The sequence below is a fragment of the Nocardioides daphniae genome, from assembly GCF_004777465.1.
In the GTDB taxonomy this organism is placed as follows: Bacteria; Actinomycetota; Actinomycetes; order Propionibacteriales; family Nocardioidaceae; genus Nocardioides; species Nocardioides daphniae.
In genome coordinates this window covers 2,697,314-2,716,002 of the sequence record NZ_CP038462.1, presented here as the reverse complement: position 1 = coordinate 2,716,002, position 18,689 = coordinate 2,697,314, and the positions used below count along the sequence as shown (strand labels likewise).

The 18,689-nt window shown below is 70.5% G+C and carries 16 protein-coding genes and 2 pseudogenes; 14 read left to right on the top strand and 4 right to left on the bottom strand.

What is annotated here, in order from left to right:
* Nucleotides 1-90: 90 nt before the first annotated feature.
* From E2C04_RS13340 to E2C04_RS13275, 14 genes and pseudogenes are all read left to right on the top strand, one after another.
* Entirely contained in the window at nt 91-819 is a 729-nt protein-coding gene (locus E2C04_RS13340) for a CpaB family protein (RefSeq protein WP_135832963.1), read from the top strand.
* Nucleotides 816-1,592, top strand: coding sequence for a CpaE/TadZ family protein (locus E2C04_RS13335; RefSeq protein WP_135832962.1), 777 nt, complete (start codon nt 816-818; stop codon nt 1,590-1,592). Before E2C04_RS13340 ends, E2C04_RS13335 begins: the two co-directional genes overlap by 4 nt.
* Nucleotides 1,592-2,908 carry a TadA family conjugal transfer-associated ATPase gene (locus E2C04_RS13330; protein WP_135832961.1) on the top strand — a complete coding sequence of 439 codons (1,317 nt, stop codon included), beginning with the start codon at nt 1,592-1,594 and terminating at the stop codon, nt 2,906-2,908. The genes E2C04_RS13335 and E2C04_RS13330 overlap by 1 nt, the downstream gene beginning before the upstream one ends.
* Nucleotides 2,905-3,585: pseudogene (locus E2C04_RS21570) on the top strand (type II secretion system F family protein); the annotation flags it as partial. The gene E2C04_RS13330 and the pseudogene E2C04_RS21570, both read left to right, overlap by 4 nt.
* 187 nt (nt 3,586-3,772) lie before the next feature.
* Nucleotides 3,773-4,693: a type II secretion system F family protein gene (locus tag E2C04_RS20115; protein ID WP_135832960.1), complete on the top strand. Its 921-nt coding sequence runs from the start codon at nt 3,773-3,775 to the stop codon at nt 4,691-4,693.
* 46 nt (nt 4,694-4,739) lie between these two features.
* Nucleotides 4,740-4,937 carry a Flp family type IVb pilin gene (locus tag E2C04_RS13315; protein ID WP_135832959.1) on the top strand — a complete coding sequence of 66 codons (198 nt, stop codon included), beginning with the start codon at nt 4,740-4,742 and terminating at the stop codon, nt 4,935-4,937.
* A 44-nt stretch (nt 4,938-4,981) separates the two neighbouring features.
* The gene (locus tag E2C04_RS13310) at nt 4,982-5,326 is read left to right on the top strand and encodes a TadE family protein (protein WP_229721582.1); all 345 of its coding nucleotides are present in this window, start codon (nt 4,982-4,984) and stop codon (nt 5,324-5,326) included.
* Entirely contained in the window at nt 5,323-5,751 is a 429-nt protein-coding gene (locus E2C04_RS13305; protein ID WP_135832958.1) for a TadE/TadG family type IV pilus assembly protein, read from the top strand. Before E2C04_RS13310 ends, E2C04_RS13305 begins: the two co-directional genes overlap by 4 nt.
* The gene (locus E2C04_RS13300; RefSeq protein WP_135832957.1) at nt 5,748-6,194 is read left to right on the top strand and encodes a pilus assembly protein TadG-related protein; all 447 of its coding nucleotides are present in this window, start codon (nt 5,748-5,750) and stop codon (nt 6,192-6,194) included. Before E2C04_RS13305 ends, E2C04_RS13300 begins: the two co-directional genes overlap by 4 nt.
* 166 nt (nt 6,195-6,360) lie before the next feature.
* Nucleotides 6,361-8,928 carry a bacterial transcriptional activator domain-containing protein gene (locus E2C04_RS13295; protein WP_135832956.1) on the top strand — a complete coding sequence of 856 codons (2,568 nt, stop codon included), beginning with the start codon at nt 6,361-6,363 and terminating at the stop codon, nt 8,926-8,928.
* Nucleotides 8,929-8,987: 59 nt separating this feature from the next.
* Complete coding sequence (locus E2C04_RS13290; protein WP_135832955.1) at nt 8,988-9,584, top strand: hypothetical protein; 597 nt, start codon at nt 8,988-8,990, stop codon at nt 9,582-9,584.
* Nucleotides 9,585-9,640: 56 nt separating this feature from the next.
* The gene (locus tag E2C04_RS13285; protein WP_135832954.1) at nt 9,641-10,651 is read left to right on the top strand and encodes a hypothetical protein; all 1,011 of its coding nucleotides are present in this window, start codon (nt 9,641-9,643) and stop codon (nt 10,649-10,651) included.
* Between the two features lie 122 nt (nt 10,652-10,773).
* Nucleotides 10,774-11,814 (top strand): hypothetical protein, encoded by a 1,041-nt coding sequence (locus E2C04_RS13280; RefSeq protein WP_135832953.1) that lies wholly within the window; start codon nt 10,774-10,776, stop codon nt 11,812-11,814.
* Nucleotides 11,815-11,882: 68 nt separating this feature from the next.
* Nucleotides 11,883-13,115, top strand: a complete 1,233-nt coding sequence (locus E2C04_RS13275; RefSeq protein WP_135832952.1) for an amidohydrolase — start codon at nt 11,883-11,885, stop codon at nt 13,113-13,115.
* A 21-nt stretch (nt 13,116-13,136) separates the two neighbouring features.
* Here E2C04_RS13275 and E2C04_RS13270 read toward each other — a convergent pair whose 3' ends face one another.
* From E2C04_RS13270 to E2C04_RS13255, 4 genes and pseudogenes are all read right to left on the bottom strand, one after another.
* Complete coding sequence (locus E2C04_RS13270) at nt 13,137-14,423, bottom strand: ABC transporter permease (protein WP_238694292.1); 1,287 nt, start codon at nt 14,421-14,423, stop codon at nt 13,137-13,139.
* Nucleotides 14,420-15,742 (bottom strand): ABC transporter permease, encoded by a 1,323-nt coding sequence (locus tag E2C04_RS13265; protein WP_135832951.1) that lies wholly within the window; start codon nt 15,740-15,742, stop codon nt 14,420-14,422. The genes E2C04_RS13270 and E2C04_RS13265 overlap by 4 nt, the downstream gene beginning before the upstream one ends.
* Nucleotides 15,739-17,279, bottom strand: a pseudogene (locus tag E2C04_RS13260) (ABC transporter ATP-binding protein). The gene E2C04_RS13265 and the pseudogene E2C04_RS13260 overlap by 4 nt, the downstream one beginning before the upstream one ends.
* Before the next feature lie 130 nt (nt 17,280-17,409).
* Nucleotides 17,410-18,489: a BMP family lipoprotein gene (locus E2C04_RS13255; RefSeq protein ID WP_135832950.1), complete on the bottom strand. Its 1,080-nt coding sequence runs from the start codon at nt 18,487-18,489 to the stop codon at nt 17,410-17,412.
* Nucleotides 18,490-18,689 lie beyond the last annotated feature (200 nt).

The following is an 18,689-nucleotide window of genomic DNA, read 5'->3' as shown; positions in this document are numbered from 1 at the left end:
GACGGATGGTTTCAACAGGTTTCACATGGGTACGTTTGGGAATTGGTGAACAGGGGCCGGGGGGCCCCTGATTCCTGAGGGGGATTGACTGTGAGTTCGATCAATGGCGCCAGCGTGGCAGAGCGTCAGCGGGCACGTAACGACCGTCGTGAGTCGTCGAAGGCGACGACCAAGGTGGCCGAGCCGCCGCGCCAGCGCCGGACCGGCCTGGCCGCGCTCGCCGTGGCGCTCATTGTCGGCGGCGCCCTGGCCGCGGGACTCCTAGCCGTACGCATGGACGCTCGCCAGCCCGTCCTGGCGGCGGCCACGGACATCGCCCCCGGCACGCTGATCACGCAGGAGCACGTGCGTGAAGTGAGCGTAGCCAGCGAGGGTCTGCGGCTCATCCCGGCCGATCTGGCCTCCCAGATCCTTGACGGCGACACCTACGCGCGGGTGCAGATCCGCCAGGACTCCCTCTTCGACGAGAACGTGCTGACCAAGGAGGAGCCCATCGGCTCCGACCGGGCAATCGTCTCGGTGCCGCTCACCCCTGAGCTCACCCCGCGGGAGGAGCTGCGCAGCGGTGACCTCGTCAAGGTCTTCAGCGTCTCGCGCGGCGACACCGGTGGGCCGAGCATCGAGATCTCCGAGGCGCTCGTCCTCGACGTCCACGCCGGGGGCGAGGACGAGCTCGGCGGGGGTGGAGGCTCCTTGAGCCTGCTCGTCCCGCGGGCGGCGGCCGCCGACGTCGTCAACGCCTCAGGCTCCGACTCCGCAGGTCTGGCGCTGATCCAGCGCGGCCTCGGCACCAACGTCGAGCTGCGGACCGGCCGATGAGTGTCATCGCCCTCTGCTCCGCCAAGGGTGCTCCGGGCGCCACCCTGACGGCCCAGGCGCTCGCGTCGGTGTGGCCCCGTCCCGTGGCGCTCGTCGACGGCGACCCGGCCGGTGGCGATCTGCTCTGGCGCTGTCGAGGTGTCAACGGTGAGCCGCTCGACCCCGATCGGGGCCTGCTCTCGCTGGCCGCCGCGGCGCGCCGCGACGCGGGCGAGACGAGCTTGGCCGAACACCTCCAGGAGACCGCTCTCGGTACGCCCGTCCTGGTGGGCATCACCTCCCAGGACCAGCTGACCGGCGTCGGGTCGGTGTGGAGCCAGCTCCCGACGCTGATGGCGTCGCACGACACGGACGTCCTCGTGGACTGTGGTCGTGTGGCTGCCGGATCGGCGTCGCTCCCGGTCGCCCTGAAGGCCGACGCGCTGCTCTTCGTCGTCCGTCCTGACATCGAGGGCGTCGCGCACCTGCGCAGCCGCCTGCTCCAGCTGCGGTCCGCGCTGCGCCGCGGGGAGGGCGACGGTACGCCGGTCCTCGTCGCGGTTGCGACGTCGTACCGCGACCGGGACTCCGCTCCGCACCTTCAGCAGTTGCTCGACTCGGAGGGCATCGTCGCCGAGGTCGTCGGAGTCGTGGCGCGCGACGAGAAGGCGGCGCAGGTGTTCTCCTCGACACGGGTGGGCAACCCGGCTCGGTCGCTCCTGGCCCGCTCCGCCAAGGTCCTCGCCCAGCGGGTGGCCTCCGTGACCACCCGTGACTTCGTGGGGAGTGCGTGATGGACCAGGCACTCGTACGCCGCCTGCGTGAAGAAGTCGCCGACCTCCTGGCTCGGCAGCGCCGCGAGGACGCGGCCAACGGGCTGGCCCCCATGTCCGCCGAGGACGAGCGCCAGTTCGCGCGCGCCGTCGTCAACCGGGTGCTCGACAGGTACGCCCGCGAAGAGGTGACCAGCGGACGCTCGCCGATGACGTCGGAGGAGGAGTTCCAGCTCGCCGAGGGCGTGCACGCTGCTCTCTTCGGCGTCGGCCGGTTGCAGCCCCTGCTCGACGACCCAGAGGTCGAGAACGTCGACATCAACGGGTGCGACAACGTCTTCATCGGCTACTCCGACGGCCGTGAGGTGCGTGGTGAGCCGGTCGCCGAGAGCGACGAGGAGCTGATCGAGCTCGTCCAGACCCTCGGTGCCTACAGCGGCCTGACCAGTCGCCCCTTCGACACCTCGAACCCGCAGCTCGACCTGCGGTTGCCGGACGGCTCCCGCCTCTCGGCAGTGATGGGCGTCTGCCCCCGGCCGTCCCTGTCCATCCGCCGGGCCCGCCTGTCGAAGGTGCACCTCGAGGACCTGGTCGGCTACGGGACCATGTCGCCCGAGCTGGCAGCCTTCCTCTCCGCCGCCGTGCGGGCGCGCAAGAACATCATGATCGCCGGCGCGACCAACGCCGGAAAGACGACGTTGCTGCGTGCCCTGGCCAACGAGATCGAGCCGGATGAGCGCCTCATCACCGTCGAGCGCGCCCTTGAACTCGGGCTGGGGGAGTTCCCCGAGCTGCATCCCAACGTGGTGGCCTTCGAGGAGCGCCTGCCCAACACCGAGGGCACCGGTGCCATCCACATGGCCGAGCTGGTGCGCCGCTCGCTGCGTATGAACCCCAGCCGCGTCATCGTTGGTGAGGTGCTCGGCGACGAGATCGTCACCATGCTCAACGCGATGAGCCAGGGCAACGACGGCTCGCTGTCGACGATCCACGCCAACTCGTCGGCCGAGGTCTTCAATCGCATCTGCACCTACGCCATCCAGAGCGCCGAGCGCCTTCCGGCAGAGGCGACGACGATGCTCATCGGCGGTGCGATCGACTTCGTGCTCTTCGTCGAGCGCGTCAACAACTTCGCGACCGGTGGGTCGTTGCGCCGCATGATCACTTCGGTGCGCGAGGTCAACGGCGTCGACGGCCGAGTGCTCTCCAGTGAGGTGTTCGCCATGGGCGAGCACGGATACGCCGAGCCGGCGGCCCAGATCTCCTGCATGGCCGACCTGGAGGCCGTGGGCTACGTGCCCGGCGCGGCCCCCACGTGGGTGGAGTACTCGGCATGACCGTCAGCCCCAGCCTGCTCCTGGTCGTCCTGCTCGGGGCCGTCGTCGGGCTCGGCCTGCTCCTCCTGGTGCACTCGGCCACGCCGGCGCCCGAGCGGCGCACCGTCAAGGGTGGTCCGTCGCTCGTCGAGCGACTGAGCGCCTTCGGACGGCGGCTGCCCGTGGGGATCGGCGCAGGCGTGCTGATCCTGCTGCTCACGCGGTGGGTGGTGGCCGCGGTGGCTGTCGGGGCACTGGTCGTCTTCTGGGACAAGCTGTTCGGCAGCTCGCGCACCGAGCGCGCCGGGCTGGCCCGGCTCGAGGGCCTCGCCACCTGGACCGAGTCACTGCGTGACACGGTGGCCGGCGCCATTGGCCTCGAGCAGGCGATCCCGGCGACCGCACACGCCGCGGCGGACACGATCCGGCCGCAGCTCCTCGCGCTCTCCGACCGGCTGCGGGTGCGCGTGCCGCTCCCCGAGGCCCTGCAGCGGTTCGCCGACGACATGGACGACGCAGGCGCAGACCTCATCATCGCAGCGCTGATCCTCAACTCACGCCTACGCGGCCCCGGGCTCCGACAGGTGCTCACCTCGTTGGCGCACGCAGCGCGTGAGGAGCTCGAGATGCGCCAGCGGGTCAACGCCGGGCGTCGCGCGACCCAGCGCAGCGTACAGATCGTGGTCGGAGTCACGGTGGCCTTCGTCCTCGGACTGCGGCTGCTCAACCCGTCCTACGTCGAGCCCTACGGCACGCCCTTCGGCCAGATCATGCTCGTGGTCATCCTCTTCTTCTTCGGTGCCGGGATCTTCTGGCTGCGCCGGCTGTCACAGTTCGAGGCTCCGGAGCGCTTCCTGCGTACGCTCGAGACCCGGAGAGCGCCTGATGAGCCTCGAGATCTGGGTCATGCTCGCCGGTGCCGTCGTCGGCGGCGGGGTGATGTTGGCCGCCGTGCTTGTCGCCCAGCCGCCCACCACCGGTCCCGTGAGCCTGGCGAGGTTCGACGACCAGCTGCGTCGCGGCCGTCGAACCGCCAGCCTGACCGCCGACCGACGCCACCAGGGCGAGTCGGCCAGGATGCGCAAGATCGGCTCCGACCTGGCCGAGGCCCTGGACAGCCGCGGCATACGGCTGCCGAAGTCGCTGACGGTGCAGCTCGGTCTCGTCGGGATGTCGCGCGAGATGTTCCTGGCGCGCACCGTCGGCGGCGCTCTGCTCGGATTTCTCTGGCCCGTGTTCGTGGTGCTGCCGATGGCCTTCCTCGGCGTCGTTGCACCCATCGTGCCCCTGTGGGGCATGGTGCTCGGAGCAGTCATCGGCGCCATGGTGCCCTCGTCGCAGCTGCGTACGCAGGCCGCGGAACGGTTGCGCGCCTTCAGGCACATGCTGAGCGCCTTCCTCGACCTCGTCGCGATGAACCTCGCCGGGGGCCGTGGTGTGCCTGAGGCACTGCAGGCCGCGGCCTCGATCTCGGACAGCGAGGCCATGGTCCGCATCCGGGACACCCTCGAGGCCGCCAAGTTGCAGGGCGTCACACCCTGGGCAGCGCTCGGCGAGCTGGGCAACGAGATCGACCTCGACGAGTTGCGTGACCTCGCCGCGTCGCTGGCCCTGGTGGCAGAGGACGGTGCCAAGGTCCGTGAGTCGCTGGCCGCACGCGCCGCGTCCATGCGTTCCAAGGAGCTGGCCGACGCCGAGGGTCGTGCCGCGGCCAAGTCGCAGTCGATGCTCGTGGCGCAGCTGCTGATGTGCGTCGGCTTCCTGCTGTTCCTGATCTACCCCGCCCTGTCCATGGTGCTCGCGTGAGTCGTGACGGGGGTCCAGCCAGTGTCATCCAACGGAGGAAAACGCAATGACGAGTCAGCACCTGCAGTTCTTGGTCATCATGCTGAACGGACGCCTGGCGGCCGCACGCAAGGACGAGCGTGGCGTCAGCGCCGTCGAGTGGGTCGTGATCTCCGGCCTCGTGGCGCTGATCGCCTTCAGCATCTACGCGATCCTGCGGCAGCGGCTGGAAGGCAAGGCGAACAACCTGCAGCTCGACCCGTGAGGCGCCGCCTCCGGCGTGCTCGTGACGAGCGGGGAGTCTCCTCCGTGGAGCTGGTGATCTACATGCCACTCCTGATGGTGATGATCCTCCTCGCCGTGCAGTTCTCCATGTACCACCTCGGTCGGCAGACCGCGAGCTCGGCAGCACGAGAGACAGCACGTGTCATGCGCGTGACGGGGGACCCTGCGGCGGCCCGCGCTCGCGGCCAGGTCTACATCGATCAGGTGGGCAAGGGGGTTCTCGACGCCCCCGAGATCGTGATCCGCCCCCTCGGGACGGACCGGGTCCAGGTCGAGGTGACCGGGAAGTCGCTGAAGGTCCTGCCCTGGGTGCCAGCGATCACCCAGAAGGTCGAGGCCCCGGTCGAGCGCTTCGTGGAGGCGTCATGAGCAGCTTCGTCAGACGGGGTCGTTCGGCCAAACCGGACGAGCGTGGGTCGATGGCCGTCGAGCTCGTGATCCTGGCGCCGGTCCTGATGATGTTCGTGATGCTCATCGTCCTGATCGGACGCTTTGTGACCGTCCAGGGCGACATCGACGCGGCCGCCCGCGACGCGGCTCGCGCTGCCTCGTTGGAGCCGTCCCGGAGCGAAGCCGTCCTCGCGGCGAAGGACGTCGTCGACAAGTCCCTGGACGACCAGACCACCTGCGACCCGCCCACGATGACCCCGAACTTCAGGGCAGGGGCGACGCTCGTCGTGCGTCTGCGCTGCAAGGTGTCCTACCAAGGTCTGGGTCTCCTCGGCGTCCGCGGGCACAAGGTCGTCGAGGCCGAGAGCGCAGTTCCACTCGACCCCTACAGGAGTTACCGATGACAGTTCTTCAGCGTGCCCCCCACGCGAGGGTGCTGCAGCGCTTGCGGCGGCGTGAGGAGCGCGGCAGCGCCACGGTCTTCGTCCTCGGCATGGCGATCACCCTTCTCGTCTGCGCCGGACTCGTCCTGGACGGCGGCCAGGCCATGAACGCCCGCACCCGGATGGCCGACAACGTCGAGCAGGCGGCAAGAGCCGGAGCCCAGCAGATCGACGTGCCGCACCTGCGGGCCACGGGCGAGGTCCGCCTCGACGGCGCGGCGGCCGAGGCGCGGGCCCAAGACTTCATCAGTTCGTTCAACTACCCCAACGTAGCCGTGACGGTGACGGGCAACCAGATCAGAGTCGAGGCGAAGGACGTCGTCGACGCCCAGATGCTGAGCCTCATCGGCGTCGACACCTTCGACGTCGGCGCCTCCGCAACCTCCCAGGCAGTGACGCGATGACCCCCACAGACTCCCGCCGCCGCGGCCCCGAGCGCTTCGCCCTGACGAGCGCGCCCCCCGAGCGCCCTTCCTTGGGCAAGGCGTTGGGGGCAGGACTCGCGCTGCTCGCCCTGGTCGTGGGTGTGCCCGTTCTCCTGGTGATGGCGACGGGGGCGGGGCGCCGCCCGTGCCCACGGGACTCCCCGCCCGCGAACAGCTCACCGAGCCGATCAGCCTCGAGGCGCTCCTTGCCGTCCTGCTGGCGGTCGTGTGGTTGGCGTGGTTGCAGTTCGTCGTCTGCACCGTCATCGAGGTCAGCAGCTTTGTCTCCGACCGCGGTCTGCCGCGCCCCGTGCCTCTCTCGGGACGCAGCCAGGCCCTGGCGCGGGCGCTGGTCGGCACCTTCCTGGTCGGCACCTCCTTCCTGGGCACCTCGGGAGCAGCCAACGCGGTGGTGGCGCCGGCACCGGAGCGCAGCGCTCCGGTGATCCAGGCCGTCGACGGGTCCGGCGACCGGGAGGTCGCCCAGGAGGTGGCTGGGGCGGAAGACCAGGCCGAGGCGGTCGAGGAGTCCAGGGCTCCGCGCGCGCGCATGGTCCACGTGCCCGGCGTGCCGAGCAGCATGACAGACGTCATCGGCCGCAAGGTCGCCATCGTGCAGCCACCCGACGGTGCCTACCACGACAACCTCTGGGACATCGCTGAGCGCACCATGGGTGACGGTCGGCGGTGGAAGGAGATCTACGAGCTCAACAAGGGCCGCAAGCAGCCCGACGGGCAGCAGCTGGTGCTCGGCCGCCTCATCCAACCCGGCTGGGTGCTGATCATGCCCGAGGACGCGAAGAACGTGACCCGCGTCCAGGCCGCGGTCGAGGCGCCGCCCGCCACCACCCCTGCGTCCCCTGTCGAGCAGGGTCCCGCTGCCCCTGCGGACGAGGGCGCATCGGTTTCCGAGGCCCCGTTGACCCCGATGGCGAGTGGAGGGTTGCTGGCTGCCGCTCTGCTCGGAGCACTGTTGGCCGAGCGTCGCCGGCGTCGCGGGCTCGCCAACACGGCCGAGGAGCTGGAGGCAGAGGTGCAGCTGCGCATCGGGGCTGACGAGGAGCGCGCGCGCCGCTTGGACCGTGCCCTGCGCGGGTTGGCCGAGCTCTGTCGCACCGAGCGTCTGCAGCTTCCCCAGGTCTACGCCGTCACCGTCTCCTCCGAGTCGGTCGAGCTTCATCTCGCCCCGCGCGTGGAGACCGCTCCGATGCCGTGGGCCGTGCAGGACGAGGGGTCGCGGTGGACCTTGGCCGCCGACGTCGACCTCCCGCTCGAGGACGGCCCCGCTCCGTACCCCGCACTGGTCTGCCTGGGACGCGACGACGACGACCGTGACGTGCTCCTCGATCTCGAGGCACTCGGCGGGCTGGTAAGCCTCTCGGGCTCCGACGCCGTAGCCCGAGAGGTCACCTCAGCGCTGGCCGTTCAACTCGCCTTCTCACCCTGGTCGGACGACCAGGTCGCGCACTGCTACCGCCTCTCGCCCGCTGCGGCGCAGATCGCCGGTTCCCAGATGCAGGTGGTCGACGACGTCGACGCGCTGCTTGCCTCCTGGTCGGGCCAGCGACGGCACCGTCCGGCGCACGACGTACTCAGTGGACGGCTGCGTCGCTCCGATGGCGAGACCGCTCACTACCTGGTGCTCGGCGAGGCTCCCAGCCCCGCCAGCGTCGAGCTGCTCTCCGACCTCACCGGTGAGAACGACCGCGGCGTCGCCGTCGTCTCCGCCGTGCCCGTCCCCAGCGCCCGCTGGACGCTCGAGGTGGACGAAGCCGGCCGCCTGCGGGTGCCGCTGCTCGACCTCGAGGTCCAGGCCGTGCGCATCACGGCCGACACCGAGCAGGAGGTGGCGGCTCTCTTCGCCAAGGCGCGGGAGACCGCGCCGGTGCACGCCGGCGACCGTGTGGCGGTTCCCCGTCCCCCGCGCGCCGGCGAGGACGACCACTGGGCGACGGCCCCGGCCAGGGTCGGGGTCCTCGGTGACCTGGCCGTCCGCACCACCGGCCAACTCGATCCTGCCCGCGTGCAGCTCGCCACCGAGGTGGTCGTCTTCCTGGCGCTCCAGCAGTCACCGGTGCACCCGAGTGTCGTCGCCGCCTCGGTCTGGCCCGGAGGCGTCACCCCCGAGGTGCGGGACGCCACGATCGCCCGCGTACGTGACTGGCTCGGCACCGACTCGGCCGGCAACCATCTGCTGCGCGAGGACGAGGAGGGACGCCTGTTCCTGTCCGACGACGTCGCGGTCGACTGGCACGCCTTCTGCGCGCTGGCGCTGCGGGCCCGCACCTCGGCTCCGCACGAGGAGATCGAGCTCCTGCGCCGCGCTCTGCAGCTGGTGCGAGGTGAGTTCCTCACCGGTCGACCGTCGCAGCGCTACGCCTGGTTGCCGCGTACGAGGTTGGAGCGCCAGAGCGTCGACCTCGTGGTCGACACGGCGCATCGAGTCGTCGAGCTGTCGCTGCCCAACGACCCCGGGGGCGCCGTCGCGGCCTGCCGTGCCGGCCTGCGACTGGCGCCCGCCTCGCAGGTCCTGTGGCGTGACCTGGTGGTCAGCGAGTCGCAGAATCCGGATGGTCCCGGCGCCCCTGCCGTGGTGGCCGAGATGCGTCGTGCACTGGCCGCCTGCGGGGCCACGCCCGAGGCCGAGACAGAGGCGTTGGTGGAGGAGCTGCTGCCGTCCGGGGCGGACCCGCACGGGGAGGCCATCGCCTGACGACCCGAGCAGCGGTCGAGGTGATGAGGAGTGGACGTGGACAACGCATGGGGGGATGCATGAGTCAGGGACGACGAAGTCGCGTGGGGGTCGCGCTGGCCGCGACGACGTTCGTGCTGGTCGGTTGTGCGGACGACGCGCCGAGGGCGGAGGTGGAGCTGGACACCACGCCGTCTCCGAGCGCCACGCCGACCCAGGCGGCGACGAGCGACGAACCGGTCGACGGTGAGCTGCGACGCGGGTCCGCGGCCGCCGCGTCCACGCCCCAGGAACAGGCGGTCGCCGAAGCCTGGTTCTCGTTCTACACGGAGATGGTGCGGATGTACGCCGGTCCCGACCTCGACCGAGGGCGCTGGAGCGAGGTGGCCACCGACCAGGCGTTCGACTCCCCGCTGCGCTACGCGGAGGAGCAGGCCGCTCAGGGGCACCGGCACACCGGTGGCCTCGTCGTCGCCCCGACGAAGGTGGACGTGAAGGGGGACGAAGCGCTGGTCACCGGCTGCGTGCGCACGACGCTGACGGAGGTCGACTCCGCCGGCAAGCCCGTCGAGACCGTGGAGCCCTGGCGCACGAGCAGCGACGTGCTGGTCTACCGGGGCGGCCAGTGGCGCGTCAGCTCCTTCAAGATCTACACGAGTGGGCGGTGCGAGCTGTGAGGCGCACGACTGCACGTGGGTCCGGCCGGCGCCTGCTGGTGAGTACGGTGGCGCTGTTGGTGGCCGCGTTCGTCGGGGCGGGCCACCCGGCTGGCGCAGACGTGGGCGAGGCCGACGGCGAGGAGACTCCCGGAGGGTTCAGCGCCTACGTGATCGACTGGGAGGGCGACGTCGACCTGTCGAGGACCGCGGGTGTGTCACTGCCTCCGCCGGTGTGTTGGTGGGGGCGCCCGGACCTGGCAGCTGATCCGACGGACGCCGGGGCCTGGCGCGAGGCGTACACCGCCCACGTCGCCGCTGCGCCCGTGTGGGACGAGGGCTACAGGCGCATTGCGCGCCTGCCCGGCGGGATGGACGCCCTGGACCGGGCCCACGAGGCGGACCAGGTAGGGCTCGGTATCCGCTGGTGGCAGCTGCGCTACGACCACGCCCAGCTCCGCGACGTCGACTTCACCGGCGAGCTCGTCGAGCGAGGATGCACCGAGGCGAGCTCCCACCAGAGCGTGCCGGCGATCGTCGAGTACCGGTATCGTCCCGTGACCGAGGTTCCGCCGCCCGTCGTCGACGTGGAGTCCTTGGCGCGGTACGCCTACGTGGCGCTCGACCTCGTGCTCCCGACCCTGGAGTGGAACCCGCGCATCAGCGCGCAGGGTGGGGCCACCATGGTCAACCTGCCGACGTGGATGTGGGTCGAGCGTGGCGCGGCGCTGGAGCAGCGCAGCCTCCGTGCGCGGGTGCGGGGCACCGACCTGTGGGTCGAGGTCGTCGCCGAACCCCAGTCCTTGGTGGTCTCCTCGCCGGACGGCGGGGTGAGCAAGCGCTGCACGCCGAGCGAGGGCAGGCGCTCGTTCGCGGTCGGCAGGGATGACGCGAGCGCGTGCCTCGTCACCTTCCTGCGGGAGTCGGCCACCGGTGGCGACGGGTTCCAGCTGCGTGCCCAGACCACCTGGCGCGCGACCTGGCGGGCCAGCACCGGGGCGGACGGCACCTTCGATCTCATGACGATCACCGCAGAGACGCCGATCCGGGTCGCGAGCACCCAGAGCCTCGTGGTGGACGTGCGTTGAGCTGGCCTGCGGTGCGAGGACAGGGACGTGTGATCCGGAGGGAAACGGGGCAGACTGGCCGCGGACCAACGGCGTACGGCATGGACACGGGCGGTCACCGCCCTCGACCCGGAGAGAGACACATGAGGAAGCTGATCGGAGTGGTGGGCGTCGGAGTCACTGCGTGGCTGCTGGCGAGTCCCGGAGCTGCCCACGCCGACATCTCGAGCCCCGAGGGCGCCGCGGGTGGCGGCGAGACGCCGGGTGGCTACTCCGCGTACGCGGTCAGGCTCGAGGGTGACTACTCGGTGAGCCTCGCCGGACGGGTCTCCCTCCCCGCGCCTCGCTGCTGGTGGACGGAGGTGGAGGCCCCGGACCCGAACAACGCCGAAGGTGTGCGGGACTGGTTCGCTGCGTACCTCTCCAGCCACGGTCCTTCGAGCGCTGGCGGCGGTGCCTACGTCCAGGCGTCGGCCCGTCACCCCGAGGCCTTCGACGCGGCCGTCGACGCGGACAGGGAGGGGGCGGGAGTGACCTGGTACAAGCTCGAGTACGACCGAAGCATGACCCCCGCCGAGCTCGTCGGCGCCGGGTGCACCGACTGGGCCGTCCAGGGAGGAGCCATGGTCGGCGACGTGCCGATCATGTACAACTACTTCCCCTTCCAGACGCCCAGGCCGCCCGTCGTCGACGTACGGGTGCTCGCTGAGTACGCCTACGAGGTCATGAACCTCGTGTCACCGGAGCTCGACTGGAACCCCAAGATCGCCGGCCGGAACAACGCGGCACTGATCAACCTCCCGACCTGGATGTGGGTCCGTGACGCGGAGGCCGTCGACACCCGCGAGGTGACGGCGTCGGTCGGGACGGTCAGCGTCACGGTGACGGCTGAACCGGGCACGATGCTCGTCCGGTCCGAGGCAGGATCGGCGTCGTGCGACGCGAGCCAGGCCACCACGTCGTACCGGGCCGGACGCGACGAATCCTCGGCCTGCACCGTCAGTTTCTCGAAGGAGTCCTACGGGGTGGAGGGTGGCTTCGCCGTCGTGGCGGAGGTGCCCTGGACTGCGTCGTGGAGGTCCGGCGCCGAGGGTGGTGCACTCGGGCCCAGGCCAAGGTGGGTAAGGGAGACGACGTCCGTCCCCGTCTCGGGGTCACAGGCCCTCGTGACCCAGGTCAACTGACGGTGAGGCGCGAGCCCTCGGGTTCGCCCTCGTCCCAGGGGTCGCCCGGGCGAACTAGAGTGGAGACGATGTCTTCCACGGCCCCCCACCCCGCCCCCCTCGACGCCAGCTCGGTCGCCGCGAGCGTGATCCGCACCCTCGGGGACGAGCTGCTCCACTTCCGCCGTGACCTCCACCGGCGTCCGGAGCTGTCGTGGCGCGAGACGCGCACCACCGAGCTGGTGGCCCAGCGCCTCGAGGCGGCAGGGTTGCGGGTGCGCCGGCTCCCGCGCAGCGGCCTCGTCGCCGAGCTGGGCGAGAGCGGGCCCGTGGTCGCGTTGCGCGGCGACCTCGACGCGCTTCCAGTGGCCGACCTGACCACCGACGAGTGGAGCTCGACGGTTCCGGGCGTGAGCCACGCCTGCGGCCACGACGTGCACACCACGGCGCTGCTCGGCGCCGGGCTCGCACTGGCCGCCGTGCGCGACGCGGGGCTCCTGCAGGGCCGCGTACGCCTGCTCTTCCAGCCCGCCGAGGAGGTCATGCCCGGCGGTGCCCTCGACTTCATCGCCCAGGGCGCGCTCGACGACGTCGTGCAGGTCTTCGGGCTGCACTGCGACCCGAGCCTCGACGTCGGTCAGGTCGGCCTGCGTGAGGGGCCGTTGACCGGTGCCGCCGACCTGCTGCGGGTGGGTCTGCGCGGCAAGGGCGGCCACACGTCGCGCCCGCACCTCACCCAGGACCTCACCTTCGCCCTCGGCAAGCTCATCACCGAGCTGCCCGCCGTGCTCTCGCGCCGCCTCGACCCGCGCGCCGGCGCCAGCGTCGTCTGGGGCCGGGTGGAGGCCGGGTCGGCCCCCAACGTCATCCCCGCCACCGGCATGCTCGCCGGCACCGTGCGGATGCTCGACGCGGTGGCCTGGGCCGAGGCCGAGCACATCATCTCCGAGATCGTCCACCAGATCGTGGGGCCCTACGGGATCGTCGCCGACGTCGGCTACCAGCGCGGCGTGCCGCCGGTGGTCAACACCCACGCCTCCACCGCCGTCCTCACCCGGGCCGTCGAGGCGGCGCTGGGGGAGGAGGGCGCGGTGCCGACGGTGCAGAGCCTCGGCGGTGAGGACTTCGGCTGGTTCCTCGACCGCGTCCCGGGTGCCATGGGGCGGTTGGGCACGCGTACGCCCGGTGGCCCGACGTACGACCTGCACCAGGGAGACCTGCGCATCGACGAGCGCGCCGTCGCGATCGGCGCCCGCGTGCTCGCCGAGGCGGCGCTCGAGGCTGCCCGGGAGACGGAAGAGGCGGGCCACCTCAGCGACTGAGGTGACCCGCCTGCGTCCGGATCAGGACTTGCGGTACGGGATGCCGCTCGCGGCCGGCGGCCGGGACCGGCCGACGAAGCCCGCGACGGCCAGCAGCGTGACCAGGTAGGGGAGCATCAGCATGAACTCGCTGGGCACCGGTGCGCCGATGACGCTCAGCGTGCCCTGCAGGGCGAAGCCGAAGAGCAGCGCGGCCAGCGTGGCCTTGATCGGGTCCCACTTGCCGAAGATGACCGCCGCCAGGGCGATGTAGCCCGCGCCGTCGGTGATCTCGCGGTTGAATCCCTGGACCGAGACGAGCGAGTAGAAGGCTCCGCCGGCCCCGGCGATCGCGCCGGCCAGGATCACCGTGGTGTAGCGCGTCCTGATGACGTTGATGCCGACGGTGTCGGCGGCCTTCGGGTGCTCACCCACCGCACGCACGCGCAGGCCCCACCGGGTGCGGTAGAGCGCGTAGGTGACGGCCGCGACCACGACGTAGAGCAGGTAGACGATCGGCGACTGCTTGAAGAGCGCCGAGCCCAGGACCGGGATGTCGCTGAGGACCGGGATGGCCCACTGGGAGAGCCGCGGAGGCGTGTTGAGGCCCTCCGGGTTCTCGGCCAGCACCTGGGAGAACATGAAGTTGGTGACGCCGAGGACCAGGACGTTGAGCACGACACCGACGATGACCTGCTCCACGAAGTAGGTGATCGTGAAGACCGCCAGGATCACCGCGACCAGCGCACCGGCCAGCATGGCGCCCAGGACGCCCGCCCACGCGGAGCCGAAGATCGAGCCGACCAGGGCAGCGGCGAAGGCGCCGGCCAGGAGCTGGCCGTCGATCGCGATGTTGACGACGCCGACGCGCTCGCCGAGGACGCCACTCATGGCGCCGAAGACCAGCGGGATGGCCAGCAGGATGGTGCCGGCGAGCAGGCCGTCCACCCGCAGGGTGGCGTCCGCGCCCGCCCACGACAGGAAGGCGGTCAGCGCCACCAGGGCGAAGAGCGCGATGAGCCATCCTGGCGTACGCCGTCGGGCGACGTAGCGGCGGACCGACTCGGCGGTGAGCGCCACCAGCACGACGACCAGGACCCAGGCCGTGGTGGTCGCGGGCACGGTCACGTCGGGCACGGTGAAGAAGTCGCCGGCGCGGGAGAAGCGGAACGTGGTGTCTCCGCTCTGGGCACCGAAGAGCAGGAGGGAGGCCATCGCCAGGATGGCGAGGGCGAAGGTGATGGGGGCCTTGGCGCTGACGACGTCGACGACGCGCAGGCTCTCGTCAGCCGGCTGAGCTCCCGACTCGGTCACGGTCACGGTGCTCACTTGGCCTCCTTCGAGGGCAGGCGGAAGATGGCGCGCACCAGGGGCGGTGCGGCGAGGAAGAGGACCAGGAGAGCCTGGAGGATCAGCACCAGGTCGACGGAGACGTTCTCGGAGGCCTGCATGGTGAAGCCACCTGCCTTGAAGGCACCGAAGAGCAGGCCGGCGAAGAAGATGCCGACCGGGTTGGAGCGGCCCAGCAGCGCCACGGTGATGGCGTCGAATCCGATGCCGGCGTCCAGCCCCTGGGTGACACCGGTCGGCGTCGTGCCGAGCGACTGGTTGGCGCCGGCCAGGCCGAGGAGCGCGCCGGAGATCAGCATGACGGTGATGTAGACGCGTCCGACGCTGATGCCAGCGGTGCTGGCGGCGTTCGGGTTCTCGCCGACGGCCCGGAAGCGGTAGCCCATGGCCGAGCGGCTCAGCACCCACCACACGAAGACCGTCGCGAGCACCGCGAGCAGGAAGCCCGAGTGCAGCGTGAACCTGTCTCCCAGCATCTGGGGGAGCAGGGCACTCTCGGGGGTGGGCTCGGACTTCGGCTGGGTGGAGCCCGGGGCCTGGAGGAGGCCCTGCTCGCCCAGCGCGTAGGCGACGAGGTAGAGCGCCACGTAGTTGAGCATGATCGTCACGATGACCTCGTGGGCCCCGGTGCGAGCCTTGAGCAGGCCAGCCAGCGCGCCCCACAGTCCGCCCACGACGATCGCCGCCAGGACGCCGGCCGCCGGGTGGATCCAGACGGTGGGGTCGAGCCAGTCGGGCACCCAGGACAGGAACGAGGGGAGCGACCAGCTGGGCGGGGTCCAGGCCAGGACGACCCAGGCCGCCGCGGAGCCGCCCAGCAGCATCTGTCCTCGTCCACCGATGTTGAACAGGCCCGCACGGAAGGCGAGACCGACACCCAGGCCACCGAGGATCAGCGGTGCTGCGTAGCGCAACGTCAGGGTGAGGGGTCGGACCTGTGCGGCGAGGTCGTCGACGCGGGGGTTCCAGATCGAGCCCCGAAGGAAGGCCGAGTAGGCACCGCTGATCGACTCCCAGGCAGCGACGAAGAAGTCGCTCGGGCGGGAGAAGACGTAGCCCAGCGTGTCCTGCACGTCGGGGTCGGTGGCGATGATGAGGAGCGATCCCACGACCAGCGACATCAGCACGGAGAGGGCCGCCACGAGGGCGCCTCCGCCGGTGATGGCCTTCGCGGTCACCCGCCAGTTCGGCTCCTGCGAGGGGGTGCCGGCGGGGGTCGTCGTGGCCCCTGCGCCGGCGAGGGGCGCGCCCTCACCGGTTCCGCCGTCCACGACGTCGCGTGATCCGTCGCTGGTCATGCCTCAACTCCTGCGGGTCGTTCGCCGGCCATCATCAGGCCGAGCACGTCACGGGGGTGTCGGCGGGGACGATCCCGACCACCTGGCCCCGGTAGAGCACCATGATGCGGTCCGCCAGCGCGACGACCTCGTCGAGCTCGGCGGAGACGAGCAGGACGGGGATGCCCGAGTCGCGCGCTACCACGACCTGCTGGTGGATGAACTCGATCGACCCCACGTCGACGCCACGCGTGGGCTGCGAGGCGACGAGCAGGCGGAGGTCGCGGGAGAGCTCGCGCGCCACGACGACCTTCTGCTGGTTGCCGCCGCTGAGCGTGCCGACGGGCGTGGTGATCCCGGGGGCCCGCACGTCGTACTCCTCCATCTTCTTCTGCGCGAAGTCGCGCAGCTCGGCGCGGCGCAGTGAGCCACGGCGTACGAAGGGGAGCCGGAAGCTGCGGTTGAGCATCAGGTTCTCGGCGATGGTGAAGGTGCCGACCAGGCCGTTGGTCTGGCGGTCCTCGGGCACGAAGCCGACGCCAGCGTCGAGGGCCTTGCGCACGCTGGCGCCGACGAGCTCCTTGCCGTCGAGCGTGATCGACCCGCTGACGCGCTTCTGGAGGCCGAGGATCGCCTCGGCGAGCTCGGTCTGGCCGTTGCCCTGGACGCCTGCGACGGCCAGGATCTCGCCGGCGCGGATCGAGAAGTTGATGTTGTCCACGTGCACCAGCCCGGAGGCGTCCGAGACGGTCAGGTCGCGCACGACCAACGCCTCGTCGCCCAGGCGGGGCGGGTCCTTCTGGACGGTGAGGGAGACCGGACGGCCGACCATGAGCGCGGCCAGCTCGGCACTCTCGGCCTTGGGCGACGCCTCGCCCACGACCTTGCCGCGGCGGATGACGGTGATCCGGTCGGCGACGGCGCGGACCTCGCGGAGCTTGTGGGTGATGAAGACGATGCCGGTGCCCTCGTCGCGCAGCTGGCGCATGATGGCCATCAGCTCGTCGGTCTCCTGCGGGGTGAGCACGGCGGTCGGCTCGTCGAAGACCAGCATCTTGGCGTCACGGGAGAGCACCTTGATGATCTCGACGCGCTGCTGCACACCGACCGGGAGGTCCTCGACGATCGCGTCGGGGTCGACCTTGAAGCCGAAGCGGGCGGAGATCTCTCGCACGCGCTCACGGGCGGTGTCGAGGTCGAGCGCACCGGCGAAGCCGGTGGACTCGTTGCCGAGCACGACGTTCTCGGCCACCGTGAAGGTGGGCACCAGCATGAAGTGCTGGTGGACCATGCCGATGCCGGCGGCGATCGCCTCGCCGGGGCCGGAGAAGTTCTGGACGACGTCGTCGATGAGGATCTCGCCCTCGTCGGCGGTGTAGAGCCCGTAGAGGACGTTCATCAGCGTGGACTTGCCAGCGCCGTTCTCGCCGAGGAGGCAGTGGATCTCACCGGGTTCGACGGTGAAGGAGATCCGGTCGTTGGCGACCAGCGAGCCGAAGCGCTTGGTCACGTTGCGCAGTGCCAGATGCATGAGTTGGATCCTAGGGCTACGTGGCATCGGGACGCGCAGCCCCGCTGCACGCGTGGTGCGGTCGGTCCGGCCGGTCGGCCGGGGGAAGGAAGAGGGAGCGGTCGCGGAACGCGACCGCTCCCTCTGTCAGCGGTGGGTCGGGGACCCACCGGCGTCATCAGTCGAGGTAGGACTCGACCTTCTGGTCACCCGACTTGATGGCGTCGCTGATCGCGTCCAGCTCGTCCTGCAGGTCGGGGCGGATCTTCGACTCGAAGTCGTGGAACGGCGAGAGGCTCACGCCACCGTTCTCCAGGGTGCCCAGGTAGGGCGTGGTGTCGAACGAACCCTCGGAGACGTCCATGACGGCGCCCTCGGTCACCGAGCCGAGGTCCTTGAGGACCGACACGAGAACCATCGGGGCGATCTTCTTGTCGGTCTGGGCGAGGTCGCTGTCGACGCCGATGATGGTCGCGTCCAGCTTCTCCTCGTTGATCACCGTGACGGCGCCCTGGTAGATCGGGCCGCCGACGGGGAAGATCACGTCGACGTCCTCACCGAGCACCTGGCGAGCGGTGTTGGTCGCCTTGGCGTCGGGGTTGAACGAGCCGGTGAACGAGCCGGTCTCCTTCTCGCGGTCCCAACCGACGACCTTGACGTCCTTGTTCTTCTCCTCGTTGTAGAACTCGACGCCCTGGACGAAGCCGTCCATGAAGATGGTGACCGACGGGATGGGGGCGCCGCCGTACGTGCCGACCTTGCCGGTCTTGGAGTAGTCCGCCGCAGCGTAGCCGGCCAGGAAGGAGGCCTGCGCGGAGTTGAAGGTGACGGGCTTCAGGTTCTCGGCGTCGACCTTGCCGTCGGCGTCGAGGTCACCGTCGGAGTCGATGAGCATGAAGTGGTTGTCCGGGTTGGCGTTGGCGGCCTTCACGGTGTCGCCGGCCAGGTTGAAGCCCACGGAGATGATCGGGTCGCAACCCTCGGCGGCCATGTTCTCCAGGTTCGGCGCGTAGTCGACGGCCGAGTTGGACTCGATCGACTTGGACTCCGAGCCCAGCTCCTCGACGGCCTTCATGAAGCCCTCGTGGCTGACCTGGTTGAAGGACTTGTCGTCGAAGCCGCCCTCGTCGGAGAGCATGCAGGGGAGGAAGTCGTCGTTCGCCTTCGGCGAGTCGTCGTTGTCCGGGGCGTCGCCACACGCGACGAGCAGGGACGCGCTGAGCGCCACGAGGCCACCGAGTGCGGCCGATCGCTTCATCTTCACTTGCTTCCTCCAGGGTCTGGTCCCACCGACGTCGGCAGGGACACGTGTCAACGCACCGGACGATACGCCGAGGCGAGGCGGGCATTTCGCGCGGGCGCGCGATAGTTACCGAGTCGGAACATGAGGGCAGGTTTCCACTGGATGGACACGCCGCAGGAGAGACTGCGGCGGTGTGCCACGAGGCTGCGTGGCGC